This is a genomic window from Chryseobacterium carnipullorum (assembly GCF_003815695.1).
GTDB classification, from domain to species: Bacteria; Bacteroidota; Bacteroidia; order Flavobacteriales; family Weeksellaceae; genus Chryseobacterium; species Chryseobacterium carnipullorum.
Genome location: NZ_CP033920.1, coordinates 937783 through 952809, shown reverse-complemented (window position 1 = coordinate 952809; position 15027 = coordinate 937783). Strand labels below are relative to the sequence as shown.

Here is a 15027-nt window from a genome sequence, read left to right as displayed (position 1 = left end):
CTATCTATTGTAATAAGTGAAGCGGTATTTAGTTTTAGCAATTTCCGGGTTTTTCAATAGTTCTAAAAAGATGCACCCATATTTTATCAGTCCATCTTTTAAAGAGAGATCAAATGATTTATAAATTAAATAAATCCTTTTTTTATATTCAGGAGAAATGCGGTTTGAGAGAGCCCAGTTATACATCGATTTCCATAGTAGTAATTGTCTCTGGTTGTACTGTGGTGTATATTTTATGATTTTTGTAATTCTGTTATCATCGTGAATTCCTCTTACTGCAATAGCCTCATCTATAATCCCTGTTTTCAGATAACAATGGTAGGCCAGTCTCATGATCAGTTCTGTATCCTGATGAACCCGTAGCGATTCATTAAAACGGATATGATGACGATCCAGAGAAAGCTTTCTTATGGTAAGAGAGTTAAGGTGAAATGAGGTACCGAAAACTTCAGGAGTTAAACTTAAAAGCCCCCTGAAGACTTCTTTTCCTTCTGCCGGGTAATTAACCGTACTGAGAGAAACCTCCTTGAATTTGGATTGAAATTCCTGTTTTCCTTTTTCTGTTAAATATTCTGTACCAATAGCGCCGAAAACGCCCTCTATAGCAGGGTTGGAGAAAAGTTTTTTTTCAGCGTCAAATCTATTGGGAAGATAATAATCATCTGCATCAAGAAAAGCAATAAAGTCAGACGTTGCATGATCAATACCTAAGTTTCTTGAAGCGCCTGCGCCACGGTTTTCTCCATTCGGATGCTGAAATAGTTTTACTTTAGGAATTTCGGACAACAGTCTTCTGCAGATCTCTAATGAATGATCGGTAGATTGATCTTCAGCCAGAATAATTTCTTTTACCTCGTCAAAGTAAGCAGCTGATTTAACTGCTTTTTCCAGGAACTCAGCAGCGTTATAAACGGGTATGATAACAGAGATTTCAATCATAATATAGATTGGTTATTATCCGCCCAAAGAGCAAGCTGAAGAAGATTCCAGTGTTTCTCATCTTTTTGCAGAAACTGTTGGGTTGCTTTATAATCAATGAAATTAAAAACTTTATGATTGGAGTTGGTAAGTAAATCATTGGAGAGATTCATTAGATTTTCTTCTGCAAACCAGTTCTTCACGCCTAATCCAAATCCTTGCTTGTGGCGTTTTCTGATGGTTTCCGTCCAGTAAGATCCCATAGCTTCACGGAGTATGATCTTATCATTTTTTTCATCCAGTTTCAGCTGATCCGGAAGCTGTATACAAAATTCCGCAAAATCCAGATCAAGGAAGGGGGTTCTTACTTCCAATGAATTAGCCATTGCCATTCTATCTGATTTTACCATCATGTTGGCAGGAACATAGTTTTCCAGATCTATTCTCATGATGTCATTTAAAGAATCAGGATCCGGGGTAAAACTGTAGTCCTGAAAATAGTTGGCGGTAACTCCCAGAAGATTACGTTCTTTTTTGTCAAAAGCATTTCTCACAGCATTCAGATGGAAATCCATGATTGAAGAATACTGTAGATTTTTCTGGGTTAAATAAGAGGTTGATTTCAGTTTTTGATATAGTTTTAGGCCAAACTGCGCAACCATATTTTTATAACTGAAATGATTTTTCAGTTTATTTTCAACGGTATAAAAATGATATCCACCAAAAAGTTCATCACCTACATCACCCGACAATACTACCGTAAGATTTTCTTTGGCGTATTTACAGATTTCGTAATGTGGGATAAAAGACGCGTCGGCAAATGGCTCATCAAAAAAAGGAGAAATCTTCAGCAAAGATGAGACAAGATCTTCTTTTTTTTCGTGAACTTCTATATGGTGGGTATTGTATTTATCGGCAATTTCTTTGGCATACTTCAGTTCATTATCCTTGTGATCGTATCCGAAGCTGATCGTGGTCTGATGAGGAAGGAATTCATCAACCATTGCTACCACTGAAGAAGAATCCAGGCCTCCGCTTAAAAAGCTGCCTACTTCTACATCTGCAATAAGCTGTTTTTTTACTGCATTTTTCAGCAGGTAAACAAACTCTTCTTTGGCATCAGATAGACTGATTGTTCTGTCTTTGGCTGGCATAGAGTAATATCTGGAAACTGTGATTTTTCCATCTTTCCAGATCAGTTGATGAGCGGGTGGAAGGGTGAAAATATTACTGTAAATGCTCTGATAGGTGCTTACATAGCCGTATTGCAGATAGTGGGAGAGTGCTTCTGAACTTACTTTTGGCTGTATAAGCCCCGAAGCTAAAATAGCCTTTATCTCTGAGGCAAAAATAAATTCATTATTATTTCCGAAGGCATAATAAAATGGTTTTTCCCCAAATCGGTCCCTGGCACAGAACAACTGCTGTCGCTGATCATCCCAGACTGCAAAGGCAAACATACCCGGAAGATCATGGATGAGGTTTTCCTGTTTCCTTTGATACATAGCTAATATAACTTCTGTATCTGAGCCGCCGCGATAAGGATATTCTGCATATTTTTTTTTGATGTCCTGATATCCGTAGATTTCACCATTAAGGACAATGCATTCATTTTTTGTATTTGAGAACATGGGCTGTTTGCCATTTTCAGACAAATCTATAATGGAAAGTCTGCGATGACCCAATGCTGCATGATCATAAAATTCATAATGTGAAGAGTCCGGACCTCGGTGTTTCAGAGAATCCGTCATTTTTTGGATCTCATCCCGGTAGTTTCTGGCATTGCTGCTAATGATTCCTGCTATTCCACACATAATATTTTATTTTTCATCATTTATTTTTCGTTAATGCTTATGCTAATTTACGACAGATTCAGAAATACGGGACCCTTCTGCATCACTTGATTTCTAAATTTGCTTAATGTTGTACTGTCAGTAGATATTTTTTTATACTTTTTTGAAAGTATTTTATAATTGCTGATATTTCCCTTGAGAAGATTTTTAAGCATCGCTTGTTGAAGATATTTTTTTTCCAGCTGAAGACCGTTGGCTATATTAGGATTCATCGTATTAATCTCAATACGGACATCTTCGTATTTTGTGAAATCTATTTTATGAAGACGTTGCACACCGTCATGTACCACTTTGCTGCCTGGAACGAGTATAACTTTCTTTTTATGAAAGTGAATACGGTTTACATACTCATCATCTTCACCGTAGTGAAAAAAATAGGGATTGAATCCTCCTACCGATTCTATTGTTTTTTTGGGTATAAGCCAATGGGCTGCATTGATAAAATGAATCTCATACCAGGGCTTCAGAGTTTTAAAATATAGGTCTGAAATCATTCTGGTCTTTTCGTAGTTTTTGGCAATATACTGATCAAGAAAAATGTCAAGATACTTTTCTGAACCGTCTATATGTATTGGACTCATGATTCCAATTTCTTCCTTGTCTGGATAGATCTGGTAAACTTCCAGCATTTTTTCTAGACTGTCCTCATACAACCAGGCATCCTGATTCATCAGATAAAAGAAATCCGCCCCGTCTTTATAGGCTTTTTCAATGCCTATATTATTGGCTTTTCCAAAACCAAGATTGACTTCGGACTGAGTGAGCTCCACTTCCGGAAAATGAGTTTTTATATACTCTTGTGTACCGTCCACAGATCCGTTATCGATCACGATACATTTCACAGGAACCGAAGATTTCCTTAGGCTCGTAAAGCAGCGTTCTGCCCATTTCATGGCATTGTATGTAACGATTATAATATGGATCTCAGACATTTTATTTTATATTTTAACAGATCTTTATTTGAATTTAATTTTATCTTTCAGTTTCATGGTCGGAATCTCAAAGTATTTATACAGGATTAATGCTCCCAAGATGGATGCTGTCCAATAAAATATATTCTTCAATACAATGAACTCTATATTTCTCAACGGATTTGATCATAATATTTCCTATGATAAAACCACTGAGAGCAAAGAATATACAAACTCCATCAAAGTAGAAAAGATCAAAAAACATATATACCGTATCAGGAAGTAAAGAGGTGCTATGGCTGAATACCACAAATAAGATGGCAAGGATCCTCAGGATATCAAACCCAAATATCCTGTTGTGGGCAATGTCCAATTTAAGAAATTTTTTAATCTGCATACATAATAAACTCAGGGCTGGAATACTACTTATTTATAAAAACCTGTTTAAAAGTATCCATAACAGGGTGTGGCAGAAATTTTTGGAATTCTTTTTCTGCAGAGATAGTCAGATCACTATCTAAAATAATATCTCTAAGCTCTCTGTCATCACTGTAATAATAAGCTCTCTCACCCAGATGATTGATATGGGCTTTTTCAGGAGGGTTGGCAAAAGCGATGACCGGTTTTCCTTTGATGGCAAACTCTGCCACAGTGATTCCGAAAGTTTCTCCTCTCTCACGGGCATGAAGAAGAGCACTGCAGGTGTTGATGAATTTTTGTTTCATCATAACATCTGAGCTTGGTGGCAGAAAAATAATATTTGACGGAGCTGACTTCCACCATCTTTTTTTCACAAATGCATCCACCCCCATAAAAATGAAATAAATATCCTTATACCTGGAGGCTATTTTTTCTATAGTTTGCTGCGCAAAAAGAATGTTGAAACTGGCATTGCCTCCATAATATCCATATACTTTTGCGTTGGGAGGAATGTTAAGATCTTTTCTGAGATCCTGATCTGTTTTTGCTTCAAAATTAACCATATGGGGGACAAAAGGGTATTTTGAACCGGTCATTTCCTGACTCAGCCATTCAGAAACATAGGCATAGACATCACCGTGAGGTTCAAAATGTTTAAAAACGCTGTGGACAACCGTTTTGCATTCTCTGGTTTCTATATGGTCGATATCTCCGTTTTTAATCGCATAAAAAAGATCGATATTATTTTTGTTGATGAGATCATCTACTTCTTTAAAATCGGAATAACCAAACACATTAAAACGTTTGGTGAATTTTTCTATACCCAGCGGATGGTTGGTCTTCGAATTTTTATCATACACGATCAATGATTCATTCCCCAGGTATCTTTCATTGAAATCTGCATAATCATATAATGCGATGGAGGTCCCTCTGTAATTGAGTTCATTCTCGTGGAAAAGAATTTTCATTCTGTGCTATTTATTTAAATTTATTTTTCAATTTACTAAGTATTTTCCGAATTATATTTTTCTTCGGATACTTGGTAAGATCATTGTGTTTGAAAAGACCTTCTCCCTGTGCAATTTTAAAATTCTGCTTCACCCACCAGGATGCGATATTCCTTTCAAGGGATGCGGTTTCTCCTGAGAATGGAATGATTTTGCCGAGCAGAAAATCTTTTCGGACAAGGTATGGATTATTGGTCCAGTTTGCCCAGCGTGAAGTGGTTATAAAATATTCACCTTGCTTTTGTATTTTGTCCGGAAATTCTTTGGCAGGATCCAGCCAGTGCAGAGACTCCAGAAGGTGCGGGGAGGTACATTCATGCCAGTCGTCATAATAATCAAGCTCATTGCCTTTATGCCGTATTGAGATGAGAGGATATCCTGGATTTTTTCTACTTCGGTATCGTATAGCATCAAATCCCTGATCAAGAAGTTTAATACCGCTCTTAAGCTGTGAAAGAGTTGTTTTTTGATCTTCAATAAGTTCCCAGTCGTGCTCCAGAAAAAGGATATTTTTAGAAGAAGCCTTTTCTGCCAATAATTTCATTCCTTTACCAATCCCGATATTTTCATCCAACCCGATGTACCTGATTCTGTATTTATCTGCCGTTTTTTTATCCTGCTCACTGACTTCCTGAAAAAGGATGACAATATCATCGGTCATTTCCAGGAGACCATGTTTTTTATAGGATTTCAGTGTATTTTTCAGTGTATTTCCTGTTTTCCAGGAGAGTATACAGATGGTTATGGGTAATTTTTCCATAGGAATACATTAAAGATTGAGGAAAGGATGTTTGCCCGTCATGGAAGTTCTTCTCGCAGCTTCTATCTCTTTAAATTTTTTTGAAAAATATTTATACTGCTCGAGGTAAAACTTCGATTCGTTGATATTTCCTTTTGCACTTAATTTTAAAATGTAAGATAAAATTGCTGTTTTTTCTCTTTTGACATTATAATCATAATTAGGATCAAGATACTTTGTCTCTCTCTGCATTCTCATCGAAAGCCTCGTGTTTGCAAGTAATTCGGCCTTATCCTTAGGTGGATTTTTATGAAACGACTGTACGGCATCATGTACTACTTTACTTTTTGTACATACCATTATTTTTAATCCGAAGTAGCTGATTCTGTTCACATACTCATAATCTTCAGCGCCATAAAAAAAATAAGGATTGAATCCGCCTACTTTTTCAATGGTATTTTTGGGAATAAACCAATGGGCAGCATTGACGAAGCTTATTTCATAAAACGGTTTTGCGTCTCCAAAATATACATCGGAAAACATTCTGTTGTTTCTTACATCTTTAGCAAGATAGTTCTCAAAATGGATGTCAAATTTTTTCTCACTTCCGTCCAAATGCATAGGACTCAAGATTCCTATCTTATTTTTATCCGGTGCATTGTTGTACACATCAAGTATATGTTGAAAACTGTCCGGAAAAATCCAGGCATCCTGATTCATAAGGTAAAAAAAATCGGCTCCCTCTTTGTACGCCTTTTCTATTCCTAAATTATTAGCCTTTCCAAAGCCTAAATTTTCAGATGACTGTATGAGATCGATTTCGGGGAAATATTTTGTAATATATTCCCGGGTTCCATCTGTAGATCCGTTGTCTATAACCGTGCATTGCAAAGGGACAGAAGAATGCCTTAAACTGGTAAAACATCTTTCAGCCCATTTCATAGCATTGTATGTAACAATAATAACGTGAATATCAGACATTTTAATTTTAAATATACTTTTGGGTTAAAGTTTCAAGATAATTTTCAGGGTTTATGCCAGAGAAAAATGTTTCTATATCTTGATCAAAATCTACTTTGTAAAAATCTCCTTCATCTGTCTCAGAAAAGAGCGCTTTCTGATCGGTTTTTTTTTCTATTGCATTAATGATCTCTTTCAGATCGTAGTAATAAGGAAAAGCCAGATTGATGGTTTTATTGTCCAGATCCATACAGTGGGAACCCAAAAACTTAGAGATATCGTCAATGTCTAAAAGAAGTCTTCTGGCTTTAAGGTGCAGGGTGAATTGGTCCTGATTTCTGATTCTGGAGGTAAGAAAATTAAAAAGTGTATTAGGGTTTCCTCCTTTTCCCACAATATTGCCTATCCTTACAATAAGAAAATGATCGGCACCAATTTTTATATGATCTTCAATTGCTTTTTTATGCAGAACGTAAAGACTGTTCTGCTTGGACTGGTCATGGATACTTAAAGTAGAAAAGTAAATGATTTTTTTTCCTTTATTTTCTGCAAGTACGGTTTTCAGAAGAGAAAATTCTCTTTCGAATTCTGAAGGTCTCGTTTCCAGTGAATTGGAGACTCCTGAAGCAAAGAAGACTATACTATCTTTATCATAAGATTTTACAGCGTTGGCTATAATACCATTTCCAATAATCATGTTTTAAGTGTTTTCATTAATTGTGTCTTATAAAAATTGTTGAATCCATTTCTTTATCATTGAAGCTTAAAATCAACAGTATTGTTTATTTCAGGTAATCAAATATATGAAAATAGTATTTCATTTTTATTTGGTTGACAAGACGATCCAAAAGAGGGAGCTTTTTAAGATAGTCTTCATACTTTTGATGGCAGTACTGTATGTATTCTGCATCAAATTTTGTATTTAAATTCAATCCTGAGATTATCTTTTTTACAAATGAATATCTTTGGAAGACTTTAAAGAGATCTTCCCGGGATAAATTTTTTACTTCTGAAGGATTAAATTCGGAGAATGCTTTATATCCGATACTTTGCTTGGGATGTATGCGGTATTCACCCAAAATACTTCTTTCTATCCAAAGTGAATTTTGATCAGCAGCAAGCAGCAGCAGCTCATAGTCGTGGATGATTACAGAATTAACTTTTTTTAAAGGAAGATGATTTTTCAGAAAGCCATTGCGAATCGCCATACTCATTCCGGGAAAAACATTTCCTTCGTATAAAAGGCGTTTGAAAAGGTCCTCAGGTTTTGAGAAATTGTCAGGATCAAAAGATTCCATATGCCAGTAAACCATTTCATCAGAACCTTCCAGAGAATTCCCAAAAAGCTTGATATTGTGGCATATAATATTGGTGTTTTTGTTATTTATGAAGATGTCAGTAATTGCTTCGGTTTTATTGCCATACCAGCGGTCATCCTGATCGCATAAAAAAACAATATCACCCGAACATAGGCTCATTGCCTTTTCAAAATTGCCAACATATCCTAAGTTGTCAGGGTTTCGAAACACTTTAATGATCTCAGGATATCTTTCTGCATAATTTGAAAGAAGTTCTAAGGTGCCATCTGTAGAGCCGTCATCACAGATAACGATTTCAGATACCGGCCTGGTCTGGTTCAGAATACTGTCCAGTTGCTCAGAAATATAAGTTTGGCCGTTATAGGTACAAAGTGCTACGGATGAGGTCATAAAGTATTGATTTCTCAGTTTTTTTTCTGAAAAAATTTGTAATAATATCTTTTAAATGCGAGATAGCCGGATACCACCTTACCGCCAGTTACTTTATTGAATTCGTGCTTCAACTGGGAGAGTTGGGTAATATGCACCTCTATCATATGGTAAGCGAGCCTGTCATGAAGATCGTCACCATATAATTTTTTCAATATAGGAAGCACTGTGGTTCTTTGACGAAGAACTTTGTAGGGATCAGAAGACAGACTTTTTTTATTATCTTCTTTCCGGTAATGGGCGAGAGGTTCATCAATCAGACGCACTTCCGGATTATTTTTAGTGATGTAGATCCACATCAACCAGTCTTCATTAATACTTAAAGTAGTATCAAAGATGAATCCCTCAAGAAGTTTCGTGGAGATTAAGGCACAATGTATAGGGATGGTAAATTTAAGGTTCCATCCGAATACTATATTTTCAAATGACACAAAAGCCTTTTCAATGTGGTTGTAGCCTTTATAATGAGTGTTATTCTTATAGATTGTGAACTGGCTTATGATGAGAGGGTATTCTTTATCACCGGCAAGACTTTTGGTGAACTTTTCACGATCTATGGTATCATCAGAGTCCAAAAACTGAATATAGTCTCCTGAAGATTTTTCAAGTCCTGCATTTCTTGCGGAAGATATCCCGCCATTTTCTTTATAAATATACCGAAATCGCGGATCTTTTTTGATCCATTTTTCAGCTGTTTTTTCAGTGTCATCAGTGGAGCCGTCATTGACGATGATACATTCCCAGTACGGATAGGTTTGTTCCAGGACGGATTGCAGGCATTCATCTAGAAACTGTTCCTGATTATAACAAGCAACGATGACGGAGATTACTGTATTACTCATTACAGATATTTATAAAATTTACAGAAACCTAGCTTATAGCCTAATTTTACCCACCGGGAATTTTTAATTTCTTTTTTTAGGTTCGTATTGTGCGTTAATTCCTTATTGTATACTTTTCTACGAACGAAACTTTCCAAAAACAATTCTTCAATACTGATTCCTCTCCGTTCAGACATTTTAATTAATGCCAGCCAATGCCAGAAATAAGCCTGGTCTTCGCTTTTATTCGATATTCCACCTTTATGGACTCTGTAAAGATAAAGATTTTCATCAATGTATTTTACCGGAGCGACTTCACACATCTTCATATACCAATCTTTGTCTTCCGCAATTTTCAGAGAAATATCAATCCCGGATGTTTTCTGATAAATTGATTTTTTTAAGGTGGCAAAACTGGTGATTTCAGCATTGAAATTCAAATATTTTTCATCTAAAGCAGTAATTTGAGCTGCTTTATGAACTCTTACTTCATTCAGCTGATCATCACAATACACAAAATTGGAATAGACCAAACCTACTTCCGGATTCTGGATATGTGCATTAAATACAATTTCCAGGGCACTGCTTATCAATACATCATCAGGATCAAAAAATCCGCAAATTTCAGATGTGCTTAGTTCAATCAGCCGTCTTTTAGTGTATCCTATGCCTTTATTACTTTCGTTGGTATAAATTGTAAACCGGGAATCATCTCTTGTGATATTTCTGATAACTTCCAGTGAATCATCTGTTGATGCATCATCTAAAATAATAGCTTCCCATTCTACAAGAGTTTGCTTAATAAGGCTGTCAAAACAATCTTTGAAAAAACGTCCGTTATTATAATTGGCGATTAAAACCGTTATTTTAGTCATTGCTGTTTTCTTTTGATACTATTTTTTTCAGAGCTTCCAGATATCCGTATCCATTTTTTCTGTCTGGTTCCAGGATATTTCCTTCTGCCCATTCATTCCATGATTTTACCACTAAAAATTTTTGTGAATAATTTTTATCTTTTAGGAAGTTGACTGCTTTTTCTACCTGTTTTTCAAAAAGGGCAGGGCTGTTGTTGCCTAAAATAATGCCACGATTACCACTTCTTGGCGTGTTATCCCAATTGGAAATAAGGCATGGAAAGGTATCTACATCTGTTTCATCAAAATGAAGATCATTAATGACATCAGGTGCATTCTGAATATCAACAGGTTTTTTGAAATCAACAGTTTTAAGTCCTAATATTCCTTTTAATCTGTTGGTGTAATATTGTTTTGCTGAAATATAAGGTTTCTGATTCATATGAGGACGCCATGCTCTAAGAAACGCATTTGATATTTTCGCCTGGTATCCTAATTCTTTATACCCATGATCATCTTCTGTTTTATTACTGGCTATGAGATAAAGGCCATCAAAACCATTTTCTTTGGCAAGATCAGTGAATTTTTCAAGATATTCGGGTGATTTCTCATTGATATTGATAGCGTCATACACCACAAATACAGGTTTGTTATCTACTTTAATATATCTTTTGTCTTTGAAGAAAGGAAGGAGATAGTTGAAATGAGCGATTAGATCTTCATCCGTAGGATATACCTGTTCTGCCAGGATTTTATTTTCTAATCCATGCCAGACTCCGGACCAAGTTTCATTAGCCCAGCAAAAGCAGAAAGGAAAATCCGGTTTTCCGGATTCCAGTACTTCGTTGGCAATACGTTCAAGCAGTTGTTTTCCGTTTCCAAACCAGTAATGGTAATAAATAAAACCGTGTACTCCATAATCACGTGCCATCTGGGCCTGTTGTTCTCTTACTTCAGGAACCCTCAGATCATAATATCCCAGATCTCCTGGACAAATCGGTTGTTCATGTCCTTCAAATAAAGGCTTGGCCTTGCCTACATTAGTCCATTCTGTAAATCCCTTTCCCCACCATTCGTCATTTTCGGGAATGGGGTGGTATTGTGGAAGGTAAAATGCAAGTGTTTTTATGTGTTTCATAAATTATTTTTCTAGTGTTTTTATCAATCTGGCAGGTATTCCTGCAATAACAGAGTTTCTGGGAAAACTTTTGTTGACAACAGAATTAGCGCCTATAATAGAGTTCTCACCAATGGTAACGCCGGGTAATATGCAAACTCCCTCTCCAATCCAGACATTATCTTCAATGACAACCGGACCTTTGGAGGAAAGTGGTCTTTCTGCTGGTACAGTGTGCAAATCTTCAGCACTTATGTTTCCATGATAATGGTCTGAAATGTATATTCTGCTGGCCATCAGTACATTATTGCCGATGATAATTTTGTCTATAGCTCCAATGTGAACATCAGAATTAAAATTTACATTATTTCCAATGCGAATCTCCGGCTGGAAGGTCTTTCCCTGAAAATGATCCCACGCCTCAAGTCTGAGATTGAATAATGAGCTGAAATTGTCTCCTATGCTTATGTATTGAGGGTTTTTGATCCAGAATATGTCGGGAAGACCGGATTGTTTTCCAAAAGTTTTGAAATGGTTTTTCCCCCACTCGTTGTTCTGCTGCTGCTTATATTTTTTATAGGCATCAGAATGCAAAACTCTGAATAAAAACTTAATGATATATTTTTTTATAAAGCTCATAGGTCTTATTTATCATTTTTCCAATAATGAATAATACTCATGGATCATATTATTGATGTTTTTCTGTTCCGCTTCCTCAAGTTCAAAATAGAATGGAAGTCTCAGCAGGCAATCTGTAAAATGATCTGAATTAGGGATATCAATAGGATCGTTATCTTTCAGGAAGAATTCACTTTTATTCAAACTTAAATAATGGAAGACAGGGTGGATGTCTTTTGTTTTTAAATATTGGATCAGATTCGATCTTTCCTCATAATTTCTGCATGTAATATAGAACATATGGGCATTATTAGTGGCAAAAGCAGGGATTTCAGGCATTTTTATGAATCCTTTTTCCTGTAATGGTAAAAGGTTCCTGTAATATTCTTTCCATATCCTGATTCTTTTTTCCTGGATGGCACCGAGGTTTTCAAGCTGTGCGTATAAAAAGGCAGAAAGTATTTCTGAAGGAAGGAAGGATGATCCAAGATCTACCCAACCGTATTTATTGACTTCGCCTCTGAAAAATGCACTTCTGTTGGTTCCTTTTTCACGAATGATTTCAGCCCGTACATTATATTCAGGGTTGTTGATCACCAGCATTCCTCCTTCTCCGCAAATGATATTCTTAGTTTCATGAAAGGAAAAAGCCGCAAAATCTCCAATAGATCCTAATGCTTTTTTTGTACCATCGGAAAAAGTGTAGTAGCTGTCGATAGCCTGTGCTGCATCTTCCACCACAAAAAGATCATGTTTTTTAGCCAGCTCCATTATTTTTTCCATATCACAGGCAATACCGGCATAGTGAACCGGAACGATAACCTTTGTTTTTTCGGTAATATGTTTTTCTATTTCTGCCGGATCAATATTCGGATTGTCAGGATATGAATCTACAAAAACGATTTTAGCTCCACGCAAAACAAAAGCATTGGCGGACGAAACGAAGGTATAACTAGGAACAATAACTTCATCTCCCTCCTGAATATTACAAAGTATAGCAGCCATTTCCAGTGCATCGGTACATGAGGTCGTAAGCAGTACTTTTTGAAATCCGAAATTTTCTTCAAAAAATGTGTGGCACTTCTTGGTGAAAATTCCGTCACCCGAAATTTTACCGCTTTTTACCGCTTCTTCTATATACTTCAGTTCGTTTCCTACTATAAATGGTTTATTGAATGGGATCATAGTGTTTTAAATTTTGAATCTTTATTTATAAGCTTCTAAGATGTGACGATATAAAAATACATTTATTTTATCGTATATACCTCACCGGATTTCCTACATATAATCCCGGTATATCAATGTTTTTAATGACGACGCCACCTCCTCCAATATGGGTTTGTGCCGCGATCGTTATATTATCTATAATGGTAGAATTAATACCGATAATACACTGTTCTCTAATTTTTACAAAACCTGCAATGGCCACAGAGGGAGATAAGAACGAATGTTTTCCTATAACCGAATCATGAGCCACTGTACATGAAATATTCATCAGTACATTTTCTTCAATGCTGACGTTCTGATCAATAACGCACCCGGGATATATAACAGATCCCTGCCCGATTGTAGCAGAAGGGTCTTTGTAACATGAAGAATGGATAAAGGTATGAAAAGGAACCTTTCTGTCAAGTTTTTGAAACAGTTCTTTTTTCGCATTCATATGTTTATAGCCAATCGCTATTAAGATGGCATCGAATTCATTTTGCTGATATTTTGTTATTACATCATTATTTCCACCAATTACCGGGATGTCATCTATTATGGTGTTGACATGCTGAAATTCATCAAAAAAAGCAATCACTTTATCATTGGAATCATGATGAATATGATACGCAATCTGCTGGCCTAAATGGCCCGATCCTATGATGGCAATTCGTTTCATAACGGGTGTATTATATGCTTTAAAATCTGTTTCTATCTTAAGGATTTTATCCTGTTACTTTTATTTTGTGATCAGACTTATAAATTAAGTAACCGGATCTGTCATTACTGGAGTGGGCCGGTTGGAGATGATCTGATAAAAGTTCTTTTTTTACAATATCTTTTTCTTCTTTGTTACTGCTGATAAAAGGAAGAAGAAACTCTGTTTCTTTTGATAAAAAATAGACCCCTGAGAAGGCTGTTGATTGTATGCTTTCAGGTAGAATATATTGATCCAGCGCGATATCCAATACAGCTTGCATATAGTCAAAACCTGTAGATAAAGGAACAAGATCCGAGCCTATAAAATCCCCACCCATACGGCTTCCTATTTCTATGGGATAGACCTTTTCATCTTCTGTGATCATAAGTTCTATGTGGGAAGCTCCGTTTTCAACTTTTGTAGCATTTAAAATAGCATAGCTTATTTCATTGATTTTATTCTTGATTTCTTCAGAAAAAGCACTTGGCTGATGGTGGGCTAACTCTACAAAATACGGCTCTGCGGTTATTTCTTTATCTGTAATGGTAATGATCCGATGTTTTCCTTTAAAACTTACGGTTTCTACACTCACTTCTTTCCCTGCAACAAATTCTTCAACAACACATGTTTTAGAAAAAGAAACACTGACGGCATTTTCAATTGCTTTTTTGCATTCTTCAAGAGAAGATGCTTTTATGACCCCTAAGCTTCCCGATCTGTCGGATGGCTTAATGATAACAGGGTAAGTAAATGATTGGAAGTCTTCTGGTTTAAATTCAGAAACTGTGACCGACTTAGGAGATTCAATACCATTCTCTTCAAAGCATTTCCTCATTAAAGATTTATTGGTGGTCAGTAATGAACATTCAATACTGTTTCCTGACAGTTTTAAATGGTTGGCTACGTATGATATGGTTGGAATACAGATGTCTGTAGCGATTGTAAGGATACCGTGTATTCCGATTTTTTCACATTCAGTAAGAATAAGCTCTTTCTCCAGGACGGAAATGTCATAGAAGCAATCAGCAATATCTTTACAAACTGCGCGTCCGTCGTCCCAGGCAAAACAATGAACTTCAAGTCCATTCTCTTTCGCCTTTTGTACAAGGGGAAGCTGTAAGTAGCTGGCTCCTAATATTGCAATTTTTTTCATTA

Annotated in this window: 16 protein-coding genes; all 16 read right to left on the bottom strand. The window is 36.1% G+C overall.

Translation table 11 applies throughout. From position 1 onward, the window contains the following. On the bottom strand, nucleotides 1-939 hold the full coding sequence (locus EG346_RS04480) for a glycosyltransferase family 2 protein (RefSeq protein ID WP_123877122.1): 939 nt from the start codon (nucleotides 937-939) through the stop codon (nucleotides 1-3). Further along, a complete protein-coding gene (asnB, locus tag EG346_RS04475; RefSeq protein WP_123877121.1) occupies nucleotides 936-2732 on the bottom strand; it encodes an asparagine synthase (glutamine-hydrolyzing) in 1797 nt (598 codons plus the stop codon). Before asnB ends, EG346_RS04480 begins: the two co-directional genes overlap by 4 nt. A 47-nt stretch (nucleotides 2733-2779) precedes the next feature. Then, entirely contained in the window at nucleotides 2780-3703 is a 924-nt protein-coding gene (locus EG346_RS04470; protein ID WP_073330338.1) for a glycosyltransferase family 2 protein, read from the bottom strand. Nucleotides 3704-3779: 76 nt separating this feature from the next. Next, nucleotides 3780-4079 (bottom strand): acyltransferase, encoded by a 300-nt coding sequence (locus EG346_RS04465; protein WP_123877120.1) that lies wholly within the window; start codon nucleotides 4077-4079, stop codon nucleotides 3780-3782. 25 nt (nucleotides 4080-4104) lie between these two features. Next, entirely contained in the window at nucleotides 4105-5070 is a 966-nt protein-coding gene (locus EG346_RS04460) for a glycosyltransferase (protein ID WP_123877119.1), read from the bottom strand. 10 nt (nucleotides 5071-5080) lie between these two features. Beyond that, nucleotides 5081-5869 carry a glycosyltransferase family 2 protein gene (locus EG346_RS04455; RefSeq protein WP_123877118.1) on the bottom strand — a complete coding sequence of 263 codons (789 nt, stop codon included), beginning with the start codon at nucleotides 5867-5869 and terminating at the stop codon, nucleotides 5081-5083. Between the two features lie 9 nt (nucleotides 5870-5878). Further along, a complete protein-coding gene (locus EG346_RS04450; protein WP_123877117.1) occupies nucleotides 5879-6829 on the bottom strand; it encodes a glycosyltransferase family 2 protein in 951 nt (316 codons plus the stop codon). 7 nt (nucleotides 6830-6836) lie between these two features. Then, nucleotides 6837-7505 (bottom strand): NAD-dependent epimerase/dehydratase family protein, encoded by a 669-nt coding sequence (locus tag EG346_RS04445; protein ID WP_123877116.1) that lies wholly within the window; start codon nucleotides 7503-7505, stop codon nucleotides 6837-6839. Between the two features lie 85 nt (nucleotides 7506-7590). After that, entirely contained in the window at nucleotides 7591-8517 is a 927-nt protein-coding gene (locus EG346_RS04440) for a glycosyltransferase (protein WP_123877115.1), read from the bottom strand. A 14-nt stretch (nucleotides 8518-8531) separates the two neighbouring features. Next, nucleotides 8532-9398, bottom strand: a complete 867-nt coding sequence (locus EG346_RS04435) for a glycosyltransferase family 2 protein (protein ID WP_123877114.1) — start codon at nucleotides 9396-9398, stop codon at nucleotides 8532-8534. Further along, nucleotides 9398-10252, bottom strand: a complete 855-nt coding sequence (locus tag EG346_RS04430; RefSeq protein ID WP_123877113.1) for a glycosyltransferase family 2 protein — start codon at nucleotides 10250-10252, stop codon at nucleotides 9398-9400. Before EG346_RS04430 ends, EG346_RS04435 begins: the two co-directional genes overlap by 1 nt. Continuing rightward, nucleotides 10245-11369 (bottom strand): glycosyltransferase WbsX family protein, encoded by a 1125-nt coding sequence (locus EG346_RS04425; RefSeq protein WP_073330313.1) that lies wholly within the window; start codon nucleotides 11367-11369, stop codon nucleotides 10245-10247. The genes EG346_RS04430 and EG346_RS04425 overlap by 8 nt, the downstream gene beginning before the upstream one ends. A 3-nt stretch (nucleotides 11370-11372) precedes the next feature. Further along, entirely contained in the window at nucleotides 11373-11987 is a 615-nt protein-coding gene (locus tag EG346_RS04420) for a DapH/DapD/GlmU-related protein (protein ID WP_123877112.1), read from the bottom strand. Nucleotides 11988-11999: 12 nt separating this feature from the next. After that, nucleotides 12000-13151, bottom strand: a complete 1152-nt coding sequence (rffA, locus tag EG346_RS04415) for a dTDP-4-amino-4,6-dideoxygalactose transaminase (protein ID WP_123877111.1) — start codon at nucleotides 13149-13151, stop codon at nucleotides 12000-12002. A 67-nt stretch (nucleotides 13152-13218) separates the two neighbouring features. Beyond that, a complete protein-coding gene (locus EG346_RS04410) occupies nucleotides 13219-13851 on the bottom strand; it encodes an acetyltransferase (RefSeq protein WP_123877110.1) in 633 nt (210 codons plus the stop codon). Between the two features lie 46 nt (nucleotides 13852-13897). Next, nucleotides 13898-15025 carry an ATP-grasp domain-containing protein gene (locus tag EG346_RS04405; protein ID WP_123877109.1) on the bottom strand — a complete coding sequence of 376 codons (1128 nt, stop codon included), beginning with the start codon at nucleotides 15023-15025 and terminating at the stop codon, nucleotides 13898-13900. Between the last annotated feature and the right edge of the window lie 2 nt (nucleotides 15026-15027).